16 protein-coding genes and 1 pseudogene are annotated in these 17,795 nt (G+C 69.7%); 8 read left to right on the top strand and 9 right to left on the bottom strand.

The window, feature by feature from the left end:
• Positions 1-36: 36 nt before the first annotated feature.
• The 4 genes from ASF21_RS01530 to ASF21_RS01515 all read right to left on the bottom strand — a co-directional run bounded on the left by ASF21_RS01530 (position 37) and on the right by ASF21_RS01515 (position 4,352).
• On the bottom strand, positions 37-2,124 hold the full coding sequence (locus tag ASF21_RS01530; RefSeq protein ID WP_055765840.1) for a fructose-specific PTS transporter subunit EIIC: 2,088 nt from the start codon (positions 2,122-2,124) through the stop codon (positions 37-39).
• On the bottom strand, positions 2,124-3,146 hold the full coding sequence (locus tag ASF21_RS01525) for a 1-phosphofructokinase family hexose kinase (RefSeq protein WP_082471155.1): 1,023 nt from the start codon (positions 3,144-3,146) through the stop codon (positions 2,124-2,126). Before ASF21_RS01525 ends, ASF21_RS01530 begins: the two co-directional genes overlap by 1 nt.
• The gene (locus tag ASF21_RS01520; protein ID WP_055765837.1) at positions 3,143-3,910 is read right to left on the bottom strand and encodes a DeoR/GlpR family DNA-binding transcription regulator; all 768 of its coding nucleotides are present in this window, start codon (positions 3,908-3,910) and stop codon (positions 3,143-3,145) included. Before ASF21_RS01520 ends, ASF21_RS01525 begins: the two co-directional genes overlap by 4 nt.
• A 187-nt stretch (positions 3,911-4,097) precedes the next feature.
• Positions 4,098-4,352: a DUF6458 family protein gene (locus tag ASF21_RS01515; RefSeq protein ID WP_055765834.1), complete on the bottom strand. Its 255-nt coding sequence runs from the start codon at positions 4,350-4,352 to the stop codon at positions 4,098-4,100.
• Between the two features lie 345 nt (positions 4,353-4,697).
• Here ASF21_RS01515 and ASF21_RS01510 point away from each other — a divergent pair, with 345 nt between their 5' ends.
• Complete coding sequence (locus ASF21_RS01510) at positions 4,698-4,967, top strand: GlsB/YeaQ/YmgE family stress response membrane protein (RefSeq protein ID WP_055765832.1); 270 nt, start codon at positions 4,698-4,700, stop codon at positions 4,965-4,967.
• Positions 4,968-5,152: 185 nt separating this feature from the next.
• A complete protein-coding gene (locus ASF21_RS01505) occupies positions 5,153-5,938 on the top strand; it encodes a hypothetical protein (protein ID WP_055765829.1) in 786 nt (261 codons plus the stop codon).
• 22 nt (positions 5,939-5,960) lie between these two features.
• On the opposite strand, the gene ASF21_RS01500 is transcribed toward ASF21_RS01505, so the two are convergent.
• Positions 5,961-7,208, bottom strand: a complete 1,248-nt coding sequence (locus ASF21_RS01500) for a DUF445 domain-containing protein (protein ID WP_055765825.1) — start codon at positions 7,206-7,208, stop codon at positions 5,961-5,963.
• A 129-nt stretch (positions 7,209-7,337) separates the two neighbouring features.
• Between ASF21_RS01500 and ASF21_RS01495 the strand changes: the two genes are divergently transcribed.
• Both ASF21_RS01495 and ASF21_RS01490 read left to right on the top strand, forming a co-directional pair.
• Complete coding sequence (locus ASF21_RS01495; RefSeq protein WP_055765822.1) at positions 7,338-8,204, top strand: glycerophosphodiester phosphodiesterase; 867 nt, start codon at positions 7,338-7,340, stop codon at positions 8,202-8,204.
• 21 nt (positions 8,205-8,225) lie between these two features.
• Complete coding sequence (locus tag ASF21_RS01490) at positions 8,226-10,073, top strand: glycoside hydrolase family 15 protein (protein ID WP_268753676.1); 1,848 nt, start codon at positions 8,226-8,228, stop codon at positions 10,071-10,073.
• Positions 10,074-10,236: 163 nt separating this feature from the next.
• Here the strand turns inward: ASF21_RS01490 and ASF21_RS01485 are convergent, their stop codons facing one another.
• The gene (locus ASF21_RS01485) at positions 10,237-11,427 is read right to left on the bottom strand and encodes a zinc-dependent alcohol dehydrogenase (RefSeq protein WP_055765816.1); all 1,191 of its coding nucleotides are present in this window, start codon (positions 11,425-11,427) and stop codon (positions 10,237-10,239) included.
• A gap of 98 nt (positions 11,428-11,525) precedes the next feature.
• Here ASF21_RS01485 and ASF21_RS01480 point away from each other — a divergent pair.
• Together ASF21_RS01480 and ASF21_RS01475 are read left to right on the top strand one after the other, a co-directional pair.
• A pseudogene (locus tag ASF21_RS01480) lies at positions 11,526-12,257 on the top strand (AzlC family ABC transporter permease); the annotation flags it as partial.
• Positions 12,258-12,451: 194 nt separating this feature from the next.
• A complete protein-coding gene (locus ASF21_RS01475; RefSeq protein WP_055765813.1) occupies positions 12,452-12,763 on the top strand; it encodes an AzlD domain-containing protein in 312 nt (103 codons plus the stop codon).
• A 149-nt stretch (positions 12,764-12,912) separates the two neighbouring features.
• On the opposite strand, the gene ASF21_RS01470 is transcribed toward ASF21_RS01475, so the two are convergent.
• The 3 genes from ASF21_RS01470 to pta form a co-directional block, all read right to left on the bottom strand.
• Positions 12,913-13,251, bottom strand: a complete 339-nt coding sequence (locus ASF21_RS01470; RefSeq protein WP_055765809.1) for a YnfA family protein — start codon at positions 13,249-13,251, stop codon at positions 12,913-12,915.
• A 203-nt stretch (positions 13,252-13,454) separates the two neighbouring features.
• Positions 13,455-14,570 (bottom strand): acetate/propionate family kinase, encoded by a 1,116-nt coding sequence (locus tag ASF21_RS01465; protein WP_055765806.1) that lies wholly within the window; start codon positions 14,568-14,570, stop codon positions 13,455-13,457.
• 35 nt (positions 14,571-14,605) lie between these two features.
• Complete coding sequence (pta, locus tag ASF21_RS01460; RefSeq protein ID WP_055765803.1) at positions 14,606-16,684, bottom strand: phosphate acetyltransferase; 2,079 nt, start codon at positions 16,682-16,684, stop codon at positions 14,606-14,608.
• A gap of 201 nt (positions 16,685-16,885) precedes the next feature.
• Here pta and ASF21_RS01455 point away from each other — a divergent pair, with 201 nt between their 5' ends.
• A complete protein-coding gene (locus ASF21_RS01455) occupies positions 16,886-17,233 on the top strand; it encodes an ArsR/SmtB family transcription factor (RefSeq protein WP_055765800.1) in 348 nt (115 codons plus the stop codon).
• A gap of 12 nt (positions 17,234-17,245) precedes the next feature.
• Positions 17,246-17,743: an SRPBCC family protein gene (locus ASF21_RS01450; protein ID WP_055765797.1), complete on the top strand. Its 498-nt coding sequence runs from the start codon at positions 17,246-17,248 to the stop codon at positions 17,741-17,743.
• Positions 17,744-17,795: the final 52 nt, after the last annotated feature.

Here is a 17,795-nt window from a genome sequence, read left to right as displayed (position 1 = left end):
GTAGGTGGGTTCAGGTACAGCCAACCGGACCAGCGGTCAGGCTGCAACCGGCTCGGCGACCGGGGCGTCCTTCTTGCTGGTGGCGTAGCGCTTGAGGCCGATCACCGCAAGGGCGGAGATGATGGTCCCGACGATGATCGCGACCACGAACATGGCGACGTTCCCGATGGCGAAGAAGACGAAGATCCCACCGTGCGGTGCCTGGGATGTGACGCCCGTCCCCATGACGATCGCTCCGGTGACGGCGGAACCGAGCAGCGAGGCGGGGATGACGCGGAGCGGATCGGCGGCGGCGAACGGGATGGCCCCCTCGGAGATGAAGGCGGCGCCCAGGAGCCAGGCAGCCTTCCCGTTCTCGCGTTCGGCGACCGTGAACCGGCGGCGGTCGATCACCGTGGCCAGGGCCATGGCCAGCGGGGGAACCATGCCGGCAGCCATGACGGCAGCCATGATCTGCCAGGGTGCCTGGTTGTCGATGGACCCGGCGCCCAGGCCGGCGACGGCGAAGGAGTAGGCCACCTTGTTGACCGGTCCACCGAGATCGACGGCCATCATGAGGCCCAGGATGAGGCCCAGGCCGACGGCGGCCGTGCCGGTGAGGCCGGAGAGCCAGTTGTTGAGGCCGTCGGTGATGGCCGCGATGGGCCCGCCGAGCACGAGGAACATGAGGCCGGAGGCCACGATGGATGCCAGCAGCGGGATGATGACGACCGGCATGAGGCTCCGCAGCCAGCGCGGCACCGCGAGGCGCCCGATCATCAAAGCGACGTACCCGGCGAGCAGGCCACCGACGATCCCGCCGAGGAAGCCCGCTCCCATGAAGCCTGCGACGGCGCCTGCGACGAAGCCGGGCGCGATGCCGGGCCGGTCCGCCAGGGCGTAGGCGATGTAGCCGGCGAGTGCCGGGACGAGGAACCCGAGGGAGAGCTGGCCGATCTTGAAGGCGACCGCGCCGAGGTACGTCGCCAGGCCGCCCTCGGGCAGGTTGCCGAAGGTGTTCTCCAGCACGATCGTGTCCGCGGTGTCGGTGATGAGGTACCCACCCAGCAGGAAGCCGAGCGCAATCAGCAGGCCACCGCCCGCCACGAACGGGATCATGTAGCTGACACCCGTGAGCAGGGCGCGCTTCAGCGTGCTGCCGATGCCGTCCCGGCCGCCGTCGTCGTCGGTCTGCTCGCCGCCGGCGGTTCCGGCGACCCTGCGGGCGTTCGGGTTCGAGGCGGCCGCGAGGGCTTCCTCGACCATCTCGCCGGGCTCGTCGATCCCTCGCTTCACGGGGGCGCTGATCACGGGGAGGCCGGCGAAGCGCTGCTTGTCGCGGACGTCGACGTCGACGGCGAAGATCACGGCGTCGGCCGCCGCGATCACCGCAGGGTCCAGCGGAGTCGCTCCCGAGGAGCCCTGCGTCTCGACCTGGAGGTCGATCCCGCGCTCCTTGGCGGCGGCGACGAGCGAGTCCGCAGCCATGTAGGTGTGGGCGATCCCCGTGGGGCACGCGGTGACCGCGACGAGGCGCCGGACCTTCGTGTCCGTGGACCGTCCGTGCTCGACGGCGGGACCCGTGGTGTCGGTGCCCGCCGGCGACGTTCCGAGGGTCGCGGCTGCCTCGCTCGAGCGGTCGCCGCGGGCGGTGCCGGCCGCATGGGCGCCGTCGCCGGTCGTGGCCGGCTCACCGATCCCGAGCGCGCCGTTGACCAGCGCGACGACATCCGCCGGGGTCTGCGCGGCCCGCAGCGAGGCGGTGAAGTCCTTCCTGATCAGGGATCGGGCGAGCTTCGAGAGGAGCTTCAGGTGCTCCTGGTCCGCGCCGTCCGGAGCCGCGATGAAGAACACGAGGTCGGCGGGGCCGTCCTTGGCGCCGAAGTCGACGGCCGGGGACAGGCGGGCCATGGCCAGCGTCGCCTCCGAGACGGCCTTCGAGCGGCAGTGCGGGATGGCGATGCCGCCGGGGACACCGGTGGAGGTCTTCTCCTCCCGGGCGAGGGCGTCGGCGTACAGGGCGTCGACCTCCGTGGAGCGCCCCTGCGCGGCGACCTGCTCCGCGAGGTACCGGATCACCGAGCGACGCTCGGCCCCCAGGTCCTCGTCCAGGGAGACGAGCTCCGGGGTGATGAGTTCGGACATCAGAATTCCTCCTGTGCTGTGGGTCCGTCGATGGACCCGGTAGCGCTTGGTTCGATCACGGGAAGGGTGACCTTGAGGGGGGTGACGGTGACGGCGCCGGGCGTCGTCAGGTCGAGCGATGGGACGGTGGAACCAGGAAGGGCGGCAGCCGCCGATCCGTGAGCGACAGCCTGGCGCAGGCAGTTCTCGGGGAGTTCGCCTGCGCTGTGCGCCAGCAGGTAACCGGCCAGTGCGGAATCTCCCGCGCCGACCGTGGAACGCGCCGTAACCGGCGGGTGTACGGCGTGCCAGGCCCCCGCGTTCGTCACGAGCAGGGCGCCCTTGGAACCAAGGGTCGCCAGAACCGCACCCACCCCCGCGGTGATGAGCACCGCGCAGGCCTTCGCGGCCAGTTCGTGATCGTGCTCGAGCTGGTCACCCGTGCCGATGCCGGTGAGCTCGCTGAGCTCCTCGGCATTCGGCTTCAGCAGATCGGGTGCCGGGACCCCGGCCGCCGCCTCGATGAGCGGCTCGCCGGAGGAGTCGATGGCGATGAGGGGAGCGGACAGCCCGTAGGCCCCGCGGACCGCTGCGGTCACCGTCGTGTAGAAGGTCGCGGGGACGCCCGGCGGCAGGGACCCGGCCAGGACGAGCCAGTCGGCGCCGTCGCTCTCCTCGACGACGACGGCGACGAGACGGTCGATCAGCCCGGACGAGAGTTCGGGGCCGGGCTCGTTGATCTTCGTCGTCGTGCCGTCCGGCTCGGTGATCGCGGTATTGGTGCGCAGGCCCGCTCCGACGGGCAGGTTACGGAACGGGACCCCGACGGCGGTCAGGCCGGCGAGCACAGGGTCGTCGTCGTCCCCGGGCAGGACCGCGAGGGTCCGCGTCCCGGACATCGCGAGGGCCCGGCTGACGTTCACGCCCTTGCCGCCGGCTTCCTGGACCACGCGGGCGGCCCGCTGCACGGCGCCGCGCGCCAGGGGCTCCGTGAGCTCGACGGTGCGGTCGATACTGGGGTTCGCGGTGAGGGTGAGGATCACGCGACCGTCACCTCCACATCGGCAGCGGCGAGGGCCTCGGCGAGGGCGCCCCGGGGCGCGCGGTCGGTGATGAGTACATCGATGTCCTCCAGGGTGGCGAAACTGATCAGGGTCTCCTCGTCGAACTTCGACGAATCCGCCAGCAGCACCACACGCCGGGCGGAACGGAGGATGGCGGTCTTGACGGCGGCCTCGTCGACGTCCGGCGTGCTCAGTCCGAAGCCGGCGGCGAGGCCGTTCGTCCCGATGAACGCGACGTCCGCCCGCAGGCGTTCGAAGTGCGCCACCGTGCTGCTGCCGACGGCCGCGCTGGTGAGGGCACGGACGCGCCCTCCCACCAGCTCGACGCTCAGCCCCGCGCCCGAGATCATGGCGGCGACGGGGACGGAGTGCGTGATGACCGCCAGGCCCGTCCGCGCCTCGGTGACGAGGAGCTCGGCCAGGGCGCCGGTGGTACTGCCGGCGTCGACGACGACGGCACCGGCGAGCGGTGCGAGGGTGAGGGCGGCCCCGGCGATGCGCTTCTTCTCGGGGGAGCGCTGGGCGGACCGGCTGCTGAGGCTCGGCTCGTTGGTGGTGGCACCGCTGCCCGCGATCGCCCCGCCGTGTACTCGGCGCAGGACGCCGTCGTTCTCGAGCAGGGCGAGGTCCCGCCGCACGGTCTCCTTGGTGATCCCGAAGCGGGAGGAGAGCGCGGACACCGTGACGCGGCCATCGGCGAGGACCATGGTGCTGATCTGCCGGTACCGCTCTTCCGCGAACATGAGGACCCCGTCGTCGTGGGTCGGGCAACCCCGACCGTGTGGCTTTATCTTTGTTTGAGTGACTCTAGACCCGGATTTCCTGTGACGTCAAGCACTTTTTGTCCTCACTCGGGGGTAAACGCAGAAAACGGAAGGCCGGGACGATGTCCCGGCCTTCCGTTGCTCCTCGTGAGTGCGTGCTCCCGGATCAGAGGCCGGTGTCGCGGGACTCCCTGCGCGTGATGGTCTCGCCCGTGTTCGGATCCACGACCGAGCGGGACTCGGAGACACGTGCCTGACGGCGGGGGGCCGCCAGGACGAGGGAGGCGATGAGACCGATCACGCCCACCGCCATCAGGATGTAGCCGACGAGTGCCAGGTCCACGAAGCTGACCTGGACCTGCACGGCGAAAGCAAGAATTGCACCGAGTGCAATAAGAAAGATTGACGAACCGATTCGCATGAAAAAACTCCTCCGGTGTGGCGCTAATGGCAGATTCGAGAGAATTCCCCAGCGGTTTCACTGACTGTGCCGCTTACTCCCGGGGGCGGCCCGCCTGCGCTCATCATACGGGTGGATCGCCGGAAAACCGGGGTGGCTGGTGGCACCGCGCCGCAGCGGCCCGCCCCGTATCGATTCGGAGAATGTTCCCCCCGGCCTCTTGCTAAGCAGGATTAGCGTGGTGCTACGATTGCACCCTAAGCATGCTGATGAAGTACAGTTGCAGCCAGTTGCACTTCGATGCACCGTATAACTCGACAGCATCCCGTCCCCGGACAGGATGCCTCATCACTCAAGGAGCACCACATGAGTTTCATCGCATTCCTTATCCTCGGCCTTCTCGCCGGCGCCCTCGCCAAGCTGATCATGCCCGGCAAGCAGGGCGGGGGCATCATCGTCACCATGATCCTGGGTGTCGTCGGAGCCTTCCTCGGCGGGTTCATCGGCGGCAGCATCCTCGGCATCAACATGGGCAGCACGTTCTCCCTGCCGTCGATCCTCTTCGCCGTCCTCGGCGCGCTGATCGTGCTCTTCATCTACGGCCTCATCACCGGTCGCAAGGGCTCGCGCGTCTGATCTGCACCACCGGCTGAACCGTGGGGGAACAGCTGACGAAGGGCGTCACCGGACCGGTGGCGCCCTTCGCTGTTACAAGCGGGCATCCGGATCCGCTCCTGCGCCGCAGCCAGAACCCCGGGCGGGCAGGGCGATGCCGCACCTACACTCGAACCAGGGGCACACGAACCATCGGAGGGACCACCATGTTTGGCCGCACCAAGGAGAACCCGGCAGTCAAGGCCGCCAACGGAACGCTGTTCGACAAGGACGGCAACCCGAAGCCGGCCATCCTTCGCGCCGTGGAGCGCGCCCTCGACGTCCAGCGCCCGTTCGTCCTGTCCAACCTCGAGCGGCTGAGGAAGCGCCACCCCGAGGCTTCGCCGGCGGAGCTCGCCCGGCTGCTCGAGCGTGACTACCTGCGCGCGACGACGGTGGCGGGAGCGGCCGTCGGCGCCACAGCAGCGGTGCCGGCGGTCGGGACGCTGGCCTCCCTCGGACTCTCCGCCGCGGCGACCGTCGGGTTCCTCGAGGCGACGGCGCTCTTCGCGGAGTCCATCGCGGAACTGCACGGCGTCAGCACCGAGGACCCCGAGCGTTCACGCGCGATGGTCATGGCGATCCTCATGGGGGAGGAGGGCACGGCGCTGATCCGCTCCATCCTGGGTGCTTCGGCGGGCCAGGGCGCTCCGCAGTACTGGGGCCAGCTCGTCAACAAGGCCGCCCCGGCCTCGATGGTCAGGACCGTGACGCGGTCGATCCAGCGGCGCTTCCTCAAGAAGTTCCTGGCGAAGCAGGGTGGCTTCATGCTCGGTCGCGCCCTGCCGTTCGGTGCGGGCGCGGTGATCGGCGGAACGGGCAACCACCTGATGGGCAAGGGGGTCATCAAGACCACGCGTGAGGCGTTCGGGCCCCTGCCCCAGACCATCCCCGGAGAACTCGCCGACGTGCTCGAGCTGACTCGGCAGGATGCCGGGAAGAAGCAGGCCTGACGGGCGGGCCGACGAAACGGGCCTAACCGAAGATCGCGTGGGCGAGGGTGAAGATCAACAGTCCCGCCAGCGAACCGACCACCGTGCCGTTGATGCGGATGAACTGCAGGTCCTTGCCGACCTGCAGTTCGATCTTGCGGGAGGTCTCCTCGGCGTCCCAGCGGCCCACGGTCTCCGAGATGACCCCAGCGATCTCACTGCGGTAGGTGCGGACCGCGTAGGACGCGGCGTCGGCGATCCAGCGGTTCACCTTGGCCGCGAGGTCGGCGTCGTTCGCCAGGCGTGAGCCGAAGTCCCGCACGGCCGCCGTGAACTTCGTCGTCAGTTCGCTCTCGGGGTCGTTGACGGCATCGAGCAGGGCGTTCTTGATGGTGGACCACGTGCGGGCCGTCAGGTCGCGGACGTGAGGATCGTCGAGGAGCTGGCCCTTGATCTCCTCCGCCTTCGCGATGGTCTCGGGCTTGTGCTGCAGATCCTGGGCCAGATCACGCAGGTACGTGTCGATGGAGATGCGGACGTCGTGCTGTGGGTCGTCCTGCACCGCGCGGATGAACTTGGAGAGTTCCGCGTGGACGCGGTCGCCGACCACCCCGTCGACGAGGCGTGGGACCCAGGTGGGGGACCGCTGCGCGACAACCCTCGTGACCACCGAATAGTTCGCGTCTACCCAGTCCGCAGCGCGGTCCACCAGCAGGTCCACGAGCTGGTGGTGGTGGCCCTCGGCGAAGATCCTCTCCGCGATGCTGCCCACGGGTGGTCCCCACGGCGGATCGAGCAGGTGCTTCCGGACCATGGACTCGATGACACCCTGGACGACGTCGTCGTTCAGTACCGTGAACATGCCGCGGATCAGCGCCGCGCCCTCCACCGCCACACGGTCGGCACTCTCCGGCTTCTCCAGCCACGCGCCCGCCTTCTGGGCGATGCGGGCGGAGTCGAGCTTGGCGCGCACCACGTCCTCGGAGAGGAAGTTCTCCTCCACGAACTGGCCCAGTGATTCGCCGATCTGGTCCTTCTTCCGGGGGATGATCGCCGTGTGGGGGATCCTCAGGCCCATCGGATGCTTGAACAGCGCAGTCACCGCGAACCAGTCGGCCAGGGCGCCCACCATGCCGCCTTCGGCAGCCGCGCGGACGTACTGCAGCCAGGGGTAGGAGTCCTGGAGCGCGAAGGCCACCACGAAGATGACGGCCATGACGGCCAGCAGTCCGGTCGCCACGGTCTTCATGCGGCGGAGGGCGGCCGCCCGCTCCGCGTCCGAGGAGGTCATCAGGTCATTCACCCTCCCGAGTCTATCGACGCGGTCCGGCTCTCCTCGGTGGGCGGTGGCGATGGGCAACCGGCGAAGCGGTCACGTACGGTGGGAGCCGGACCCCCGACCACACCGAGAGGTTGCCCCGTGACTCCCGTCATCTTCGCCCACCGTGGCAGCAGCGGCACCTACGCGGAGCACACCCGGGCGGCGTACCTGCAGGCCCTCGAGGACGGAGCCGACGGCGTCGAGTGCGACGTGCACCTGACCCGCGACGGTCAGCTCGTGTGCTTCCACGACACCACGTTGGAGCGGACCACGAACGGCACCGGCGACGTCGCGGACCACACGCTGGCGGAGCTGAGGGCGCTGGACGCCTCGTCCTGGAAGGGCGTGGACCTCCCCGCCGGCTTCGGCGAGATCGGGGACCAGGTGCTCAGCCTCGCCGACCTGCTGGCTCTCCTGCGCTCGACGGGGCGGCCCCTGAAGCTGGCGATCGAATTGAAGCATCCGAGCCCGTTCGGCCTGCGGCTCGAGGAGTCCCTGATCGCGTTCCTCATGGACGAGGGCTGGGACCCGGAATTGTCCACCCTGGGCCTCCTCGAGGTGAGCTTCATGAGCTTCAACCCGGATTCGATGCATCAACTCGCCGAGACTGCGCCGCACCACCTGCTGTGCCAGCTGGTCGCCGATGTGGAGCCGCAGGAGGTGCGGGACGCCCTGCGGTTCGGTTCGGTCGCCGAGGGCGCGCTCATCAACGTGATGCGGAGGGCGCTGAAGGAGGGCGAGGAGCTGATCGACCGGCAGGAGGTCGGCATGGCGGGCCCGGGCGTCCAGTATGTCCGGGCCCACCCCGAGCGGGTTCGTCGGTGGATCGACGAAGGCACGAGGGTCCGGGTGTGGACCGTCAACACCGAGGAGGACGCCTTGTACCTCGCCGGCCTCGGCGTGCAGGAGCTGACCACCGACGTGCCGGCGCGGATACGGCTCGCACTGGAGAGCGCGACGCCCTGACCCCTCGGCCCGGCTGCACGCCTGTGGTTGAGTGGGAGGATGCAATCACCGATCAAGGACTACGCGCTCGTCTCCGACCTGCACACGGGTGCGCTGATCTCCCGTGACGGCAGCGTGGACTGGCTCTGCATGCCGCGCTTCGACTCCGAATCGGTGTTCGCCGCCATGCTCGGTACGCCCGATCACGGGCGCTGGCTCCTCGCGCCGGAGTCGCCCACCGCCACCGTCGTCAGCCGCACCTATATCCATTCGACCTTCGTCCTGCAGACCCACTGGAAGACCGACGAGGGTGAGGTGCTGGTGACCGAGTTCATGCCGGTCACGGATCGGCGGGCCAATGTGGTGCGGCGCATCCAGGGGCTCGTGGGCACCGTCACCATGCGGCAGGAGGTGCAGATCCGCTTCGGCTACGGGGAGATCCTGCCATGGGTCAGCCAGGGGATCGAGGACGGCGTCCCGGTCCTGCTGGCCATCGCCGGGCCCGATGCCCTCCTGCTCCGCGGACCGCGCCTCAGGGCGGCCGACCACCGCCATGAGGGGACGTTCCCGGTGGCCACGGGTGCCGTCGTCGACCTCGAGCTCGTCTGGTACCCGTCCCACCGGGAGACGCCGTCGGCTCTGGACATCGACGACGCGCTGGACACCACCATCACCTACTGGCGCGCCTGGGCCGCCAGCTGCGTCGACGACGGACGCTACACCGACGCCGTGCGGCGTTCGCTGCTGGTGCTGCGGGCGCTCACGCACGAGGACACCGGCGGGATCGTCGCCGCTCCCACCACCTCGCTGCCGGAGCAGTTCGGCGGCGCGCGCAACTGGGACTACCGCTTCTGCTGGCTGCGTGACGCGGCGCTGACGCTCGAGGCCATGATGACGCACGGGTTCGCCGACGAGGCCCTCGAGTGGCGCAACTGGCTGCTGCGGGCGGTCGCGGGTGATCCCGAGGACCTCCAGATCATGTACGGGCTCGCCGGTGAGCGCAGGCTGCCCGAACGCGAGCTGGGGCACCTGCCCGGCTACGCCGGATCGACGCCCGTGCGGGTGGGCAACGGAGCCGTGGGCCAGTACCAGGCCGACGTCGTCGGCGAGGTGATGGTGGCGCTCGAGAAGCTGCGCGGTCACGGCGTCACCGAGGACAGCTTCTCGTGGCCCCTGCAGCGTGCGCTGCTCACCTTCGCGGAGAACCACCTGGACGATCGCGATCACGGGATCTGGGAGATGCGCGGAGAGCTGCAGCACTTCACCCACTCGCGGGTCATGATGTGGGCGGCCTTCGACTGCGCCGTCCGCGCGGTCCGGGACCACGGGCTCAGCGGGCCACTCGACCACTGGATCGGCCTGCGGGACGGGCTGCGCACCGAGATCCTCGAGCGCGGCTTCGACCACGGGCTGAACTCCTTCACGCAGGTCTACGACGGCGGCGAGGTGGACGCCTCCCTCCTGCAGCTCCCTCAGGTGGGGTTCCTCGACTACGACGACCCGATGATGCTGGGCACGGTCGAGCGGATCGAACAGCACCTCCTGGATCCCCACGGGCTCCTGCTGCGGTACCGCACGGGCGAGTCCGACGACGGTCTCGAGCCGGGGGAGCACCCGTTCCTCGCCTGCTCGTTCTGGCTCGTCGAGCAGTACGCGCACAGCGGCCGGTTGGATGACGCCACACGCCTCATGGACCAGCTGGTGGGTTACTCGAACGAGCTGGGCCTGCTCTCGGAGGAGTACGACGCCGAGAACGGCCGGATGGCGGGCAACTACCCGCAGGCCTTCTCCCACCTGGCCCTCGTGCGTGCGGCCGACGCGCTGCAGATGGCTCGCGGCGAGACGAATCCGCACGAGTCGCTCGCGCGCGAAGAGCCGGAGACCGACTGATCTCCGGCTCTCGCCGCGCGGGTGATCCGGGTCCCTCGGGCCGTCCTTGGCCCTGCGCGATTCCGGCCTGACGTGCGCCGGCTCGGTGTGGCTCTGGCCCGATGTTCGCCGGCCCGGTGCGATCCGGGCCGGCGTCGTCGTGCGCTGGTCCGACGCCGTGGCGTCAGACCGTGACGCCCTGGGGCTTGAGCACCACCTTGATGGTGCCGTCCGTCTTCTTCTGGAAATTCTTGTAGGCGGCGGGCGCTTCGTCGATCGAGACCTCGTGCGTCATGAGATCGGTGACGCCCAGCGGATCCGATGCTTCCTCCACGATCGGCAGGAGCTGGTCCGTCCAGCGCCGCACGTTGCACTGGCCCATGCGGAACTGGACCTGCTTGTCGAACATGGTCAGCAGCGGCATGGGGGTCGCGGACCCGCCGTAGACGCCACTGAGGGACAGCGTGCCGCCCCGGCGGACGGCGTCGATGGCCGAGTGCAGGACCGAGACGCGATCGCTGCCACCGGTCTCCATGACCTTCTGCGCCAGCCTGTCCGGCAGGATCCCCACGGCATTCTGCGCGAACGCACCGACCGGCGAGCCGTGTGCCTCCATGCCGACGGCGTCAACGATCGCGTCGGGGCCGCGGCCGTTCGTCATGCTGCGGAGCTCCTCGGCGGTGTCCTTCGTGAAGTCGATGGTCTCGATGCCGTGGCGCGTGGCCATCTCGCGTCGTTCGGCGATGGGCTCGACCGCGATGACGCGGTGTCCGAGATACTTGCCGATGCGGGCGGCGAACTGGCCGACGGGGCCCAGGCCGTACACGGTGAGCACTCCGTCCTTCGGGACGTCCGCATACTGCACGCCCTGCCAGGCGGTGGGGAGGATGTCCGAGAGGTAGAGGTAGCGCTCGTCCGGCAGGTCGTGCCCGACTTTCACCGGTCCGTAGTCGGCGAACGGCACCCGCAGGAACTCCGCCTGTCCTCCGGGGACGGAGCCGTACAGCTCGGAGAACCCAAAAAGGGCAGCGCCGGATCCCTGCTCGTGCACCTGGGTGGTCTCGCACTGGGACTGCAGGCCTCGGGTGCACATGAAGCAGTAGCCACAGGAGATGTTGAAGGGGATGACGACGCGGTCGCCGACCTTCAGGTTGGTCACGTCCGCGCCGACTTCCACGACGATCCCCATGGGCTCGTGCCCCAGGATGTCTCCCTTGTGCATGTACGGGCCGAGGACCTCGTAGAGGTGCAGATCGGAGCCGCAGATCGCTGTCGAGGTGATCCGGACGATCGCGTCGGTCGGTTCCTGGATCGTGGGATCGGGCACGTTCTCCACGCTGATGTTGCGCTTGCCCTGCCATGTCACGGCTTTCATGTCGCACTCCTCCGGGTAGTAAGTATGCTTCGTTTCCCACTCTTCACCATGTGGACCCGAATGGGAAGCCGGGGCGGCGGCTCGCCTAGCCTTATCAGGTGCAGCTTTTCCAGTCACCGGCGGTTAGGATCGCCCTCTCCGTGGCCATCGCCACCGGCCTCTACGGCTTGTCCTTCGGTGCCCTGTCCGTCGCCGCGGGACTCGACCTCCTGCAGATCATGGCCCTGAGCCTGCTGCTGTTCAGCGGCGGATCGCAGTTCGCATTCATCGGTGTCGTCGCGGGCGGTGGCAGCGGGCTCTCGGCGATGTCCGCAGCCGCCCTGCTCGGCATCAGGAACGGCGTGTACGGGATGCAGGTCAATGTCCTGCTCAGGCCTCCCCGCTGGCGGAAGCTGCCGATGGCGCACCTCACGATCGACGAATCCGTGGCGACGGCGACGGGCCAGACGGATCCGCAGGAGCAGCGCCGCGGGTTCTGGGCCGCGGGGATCGGCGTCTTCGTCCTGTGGAACCTCTTCACGCTCGTCGGGGCGCTCGCCGGCAACGCCCTCGGCGATCCGGCCCGGTGGGGGCTCGACGGAGCCGCCGTGGCCGCCTTCCTCGGCCTGCTCTGGCCGCGGATCCGCGCGCGGGAGCCCGCGGCGATCGCCGTCGTCTGCGCCGTGGTCACCCTGATCGCGGTGCCGCTCGTGCCGCCCGGTGTCCCGATCCTCATCGCCGCGGTGGTCGCCGCCGTGCTCGGGCTCTCGGGGTTGGGCCCGGCGACGGAAGGCCTGGAGCCCGACGTCGATCCGTACCCCGATGGTGTTGCCGGGGAGCCCGACGCCGGGCGGTCCGAAAGCGCCGAAGGGCCCCGAATCGTTCGGGAGACCGGGGAATCCGGCGTCGCTCGGCAGACCCGGGGCCGTCGGCAGGTCGGGACGACACAGCAGCCCGGCGTCCCACGGCAGTTCGGGGTCCTACGGCGGTCCGGCATCGCTCGGCAGACCGGGGCGTCACAGCCGCCCGGCGGACGGACGGACGCATGAGCCTCTGGGCCTGGATCCTGCTGGCGTGCGCCATCTCCATCGCCACGAAGTTCCTCGGGTTCCTGGTCCCGGCGAAGCTGCTCGACAATCCGAGAATGCTCCGGGTGGCCGGATCGCTGACGATCGGGCTGCTCGCGGCGCTGACGGCCGTGAACACCTTCGCGTCCGGCCAGGAGCTCGCCGTCGACGCGCGGGTGGTCGCGCTGCTGGTGGCCGCCGTCGCCCTGTGGCTGCGGGCGCCGTTCCTGGTGGTCGTGGCTCTCGGGGCGGTGGCGGCCGGTGTGGCGAGGCTGCTCGGCGCGGGGTGAGCACCCAGTGGGGGCGCGCGCCCTGTCCGGGGCGTTCTGCCCACTGACCGCGCCCGGTCAGTGGGAACGAGCGCTTGTGCCCACTGATCCGGTTCGGTCAGTGGGAGCATCTGCACGTCCGCCGGCGCAGGGCGGACCGCCGTGCAGGGTCAGCTCGTCGAGCGTGGACCGACCATGATCAGCGCGACGCCGACCAGGCAGACCGCCGACCCCAGGATGTCCCAGCGGTCGGGGCGGAAGCCGTCGATGAGCATGCCCCACGCCAGCGATCCTGCCACGAAGACACCGCCGTACGCCGCGAGGATCCGCCCGAAGTTCGGGTCGGGCTGGAGGGTCGCGACGAAGCCGTAGGCGCCGAGCGCCATGATGCCGAGCCCGGCCCACCACCACGGCCTGCCCTCCCGGACCGCCTGCCAGATGAGCCAGGCCCCGCCGATCTCGGCGCCCGCGGCGAGGACGAACAGGAGGGCCATGTGGATGATCGTCATGGCCTCAGTCTGCCGGAGCGCTGCTGCAGCAGCCTGCCTCGGGTGCGTGCCTCGGGTGCACCGACGACGACGGGGAGGTGACTCCGCCTCGGAAGGGTGGGCCTGCGGTCAGAACGCGGCCGGGGAGGCGGCGCCGCGTCGGAAGGGTGGGCTCAGGACCCGGCTACGGAGGCGACGCCGCGTCGGAAGGGTGGGCCCTGCGGTCAGGACCCGGCGACGACGGCGGCCGTGGCCTGTGCGATGGCCGCCTCCTCGTCCGTGGGCACCACCAGGACGGGGAACGCGGACGACGGCGTGCTGATCACGCGCGCCTGCTTGCTGCGCTCGGAGTTGAGGCTCTCGTCGAGCTCGAGGCCGAGGGCCCCGAGTTTGGCGACGACGGCGGCGCGGAAGTCGGCCGCGTTCTCCCCGATGCCCGCGGTGAACACGAGGGCGTCGGCACCGCCGACGGCGACGTGGTAACCGCCCACGTACTTCGCCAGCCGGTAGGACGCCACCTCGACCGCGAGCTTCGCGCGCTCGTCGCCGGAGTCCGCGGATTCCGCGACGGAGCGCATGTCGTTCGTACCGGTGAGGCCCTTCAATCCGCTGTTCCGGTTGAGCAGCGTGTCGAGGTCCTTCTCGCTGTATCCCTCGCGCAGCAGGAACAGCAGGATGGACGGGTCGATGTCCCCGGACCGCGTCCCCATCACGAGCCCTTCGAGGGGCGTGAAGCCCATGGAGGTGTCGATGCTCTCGCCGTCACGCACGGCCGTGACCGAGGCGCCGTTGCCGAGATGCGCGATGACTCCCGTGAACGCGTCCGTCCCGAGGAGCTCGGCCGCACCACGCGCCACGTAGGCGTGCGAGGTGCCGTGGAACCCGTAGCGGCGGATGCCGTGCTTTCGGTACAGCTCGTCCGGCACGGCGTACCGCCAGGCGTGCTCGGGCAGGGTGCGGTGGAAAGCGGTGTCGAACACGGCCACCTGCGGCAGGTCCGGCCACTTCTCGGTGATGGCCCGGATCCCCGTGACGGCCGCGGGATTGTGCAGGGGGGCGAGCGGGTTGAGGCGCTCGATCGCGCGGGTGATCTCGTTGTCGATCAGGACCGGCTCGCTGAACCGCTCGCCGCCGTGCACCACGCGGTGCCCGACGGCGTCGATCGTGCGCTCGCCGAGTGCCTCCGCCACCTCGCGGTCCACACGGTCGAGGGCGGCGGCGTGGTCGGGGACCTCCGCCTCGCCGATGCGCTCGACCAGGCCTTCCGCCAGGACGTCGTCGCCCTCGCGCACCTGGTATTTGAGCGAGGAGGAGCCGGAGTTGATGACGAGGATGATCATGGGGTCCTGTCCTGGAGCGGGATCGATGGGAACGGCTAGGAGGTGGGCTGCTGCGCCTGGACGGCGGTGATGGCCACCGTATTGACGATGTCCTCCACGGTGCAGCCGCGTGAGAGGTCGTTGACAGGCTTCCGGAGGCCCTGGAGGACGGGTCCGACGGCGACCGCGCCGGCCGACTGCTGCACGGCCTTATAGGTGTTGTTGCCGGTGTTGAGGTCGGGGAAGATGAACACCGTCGCCTGGCCCGCAACGGACGATCCGGGCAGCTTGGAGGCCGCGACCGAGGCGTCGACTGCCGCGTCGTACTGGATGGGGCCCTCCACGGCGAGGTCCGGGCGGAGCTTCCGCACCAGCTCGGTGGCGCGCCGGACCTCGTCCACCGCGCCGCCGGACCCCGACTCCCCCGTGGAGTAGGACAGCATGGCGACCCGCGGCTGCACGCCGAACTGCTCGGCGGTCTCCGCCGAGGCCACGGCGATGTCCGCGAGCTGCTCGTCGTTCGGATCCGGGTTCACGGCGCAGTCGCCGTAGACGAGCACGCGGTCCTGCAGGAGCATGAGGAACACCGAGGACACGATCTTCACGCCGTCCTTCGTCTTCACGAACTCGAGCGCGGGGCGGATGGTGTTCGCCGTCGTATGCGCCGCCCCGGACACCATGCCGTCGAGCTTCCCGAGCTGCACCATCATGGTCCCGAAGTATGCGCCTTCGAGCATCCTTTCACGGGCCTGGTCGAGCGAGACGTTCTTGTGGGCGCGGAGGCGGGCGTACTCGGCGGCGAACTCCTCCAGGAGGTCCGAGGAGGCGGGGTCGATCAGCGTGATGCCCGTGAGGTCGATACCCTGGCCGGATGCGAGCTCGCGGATGCGAGCCTCCGGCCCGAGGACCGTCAGATCGCAGACGTCCCGGCGGCGCAGGATCTCCGCCGCCTTCAGCACGCGGACGTCCTCGCCCTCGGGCAGCACGATGTGCTTCCGCTCGGCCCGCGCACGCTGGATCAGCTCGTGCAGGAAGCGCAGCGGGGTCATGCTCACGGGCCGCGGCAGTTCGAGGCGCTCGAGCAGCTCATTCTCGTCGACCTGCCGTGACCAGGCGCCGAGCGCAGCGGCGGCCTTCCGCCGCAGTCCGCTGGCGATCTCCCCGCGCACCTCGCTGACCCGCCGCGCCGCGGTGTAGGTGTCGTCGTCGAGCGCGAAGACGGGGAACGGCGCCTGCGCGAGAAGGGCGAGGATGTTGGGATCCGGGGCGAGGCCGCCGGTGAGGAACATGCCCGACGGCACCGGGAACTCGGGCGAGAACGACGACGCCAGGGTCGCCACGAGCACGTCCGCGCGGTCGCCGGGCACGATCACCAGCGCGCCGTCCGTCAGCAGGTGCAGGAAGTTGCCGACATTCATGGCGGCGACACGCACGCTCGTGACGTCGCGCTCCAGGTTCGAGTTGCCGGCGATCTGCCGCGCACCGAGCTCTGCCGACACCTCGGACACCGTGGGCTGGGAGATCTCGGTCAGTTCAGGGATGACGTAGACGGGCCGCCCGGACCGCCCAGGCCGCACCTGCTCGCTGATGGCGGTGACGGCGTCGTCCGCCGCCCGGTTGACCATCATGGCCAGGAGGGACACCTTCGCGGCATCGAGTTCGCGGCGCGCGACGTCGACCGTGTCCGCCGCCTCCTCCACGGACATGTCCTTCGCGCTCACGACGGCGAGCACCATGGCACCGAGGTTGTTCGCGAGGCGGGCGTTGAGGTCGAACTCGACGGCGGCGTCGTTGCCGGAGAGATCGGTGCCCTCGACGATGACGACGTCGCACTCCGCGGCGATCTCGCTGTAGATGGCGACGCACCGTGCGTCGATCTCGGCGCGATCGCCCGTGACCAGGAGTGCCCGTGCCTCGGCGCGGGTCAGGCCGCCCCGGGCACGGCTCTCGGGGAGGTCGAAGGCGCGCTGCATGAGGCGCACCATCGGATCCGCCGAGGGGTCGCTGCCCTCGACGATGGGCCGGAAGAAGCCCACGCGGTCGGCGTGGCGGTGCAGCATGTCGGCGAGGCCCAGGGAGATCAGGGACTTGCCGGAGCCGTTGGTCATGGCGCTCACATATATTCCGCGGGTCATGGGGCCAGTCTGGCAGGCTCCCCGGACGCGTGCCATAACGGGTGTCACGTCCTGGTGGGTATCCGCGCGGACGCCGAGAGGACACAAAAGACCGCCCGGAGGCCCTGTGACGCGTCATGTTTGTCCGTTCGGCGGGGTGGCTGGACCAGGGCCGGCTGTCACCCTTGACCGTCGTCCGCACCCCGCGTAACGTACAACCGTATGGTTGTAGTTCAGGTGGGTGAGGACGAGGTGGACCGCCTGTTCCAGGCGCTCGCCGACGCGACCCGGAGGGACATCGTGTCCCGCGTCCTGGTCGCCGAGTACACGGTCTCCGGCCTGGCGGAGCAGTACGCCATGAGTTTCGCCGCAGTGCAGAAACACGTGGCCGTCCTGGAGCGGGCTTCGCTCGTCACGAAGGAAAAGCGCGGACGGGAGCAGATCGTGCGGGGACGGGTGGACGCAGTGCAGCGGGCCCGCCGCCTCCTCGACGAGTACGAGCACATCTGGCGGCAGCGGATCGACAGGATCGGCGACCTCCTCGCCGAGGATGCATCGGATCAGGACTAGGAAGGCAGCATCATGGCAGTCATCAGCACCGAGAAGGACACCGACGCTCTCCACTTCCGGCTCGTCGCGGAGTTCGACGCCGGCACTGAACGCGTGTGGCGGATCTGGGCGGACCGGACCCAGCTGCAGCGCTGGTGGGGACCGCCCACCTGGCCGGCGACCTTCGAGACGTACGAGTTCGAGGAGGGCGGGCGCGCCGCCTACTTCATGACCGGGCCCGACGGCGAGAAGGCGCGAGGCTGGTGGCGGATCACCGCCGTCGAGCCCCACCGCCTGCTGACCTTCGTGGACGGCTTCGCGGACGAGAACGGTGATCCCGTGCCGGACATGGGGGAGACGACGGCGACCGTCACGCTCGAGGATCTCGGCGGACGCACGCGCATGACGATGACGACGGCCTTCCAGTCGCTGGAGCAGCTCGAGCAGATGGCTGCGATGGGCATGGAGGAGGGCGTGCGCGAGGCGCTCGGACAGGTCGATGCGCTGCTCGCGGAGGACGCTCCGGTCTGAGCCGGGCCGTTCCTCCGACAAGGCGCCCGAGAGGACAGAAATGACCGCCGGA

Origin of the sequence: Arthrobacter sp. Leaf234 (genome assembly GCF_001422665.1) — a bacterium.
Lineage (GTDB): Bacteria > Actinomycetota > Actinomycetes > Actinomycetales > Micrococcaceae > Arthrobacter_D.
The sequence above is the reverse complement of the archived record's forward strand: the minus strand, read 5'-3'. Positions and strand labels throughout refer to the sequence as shown.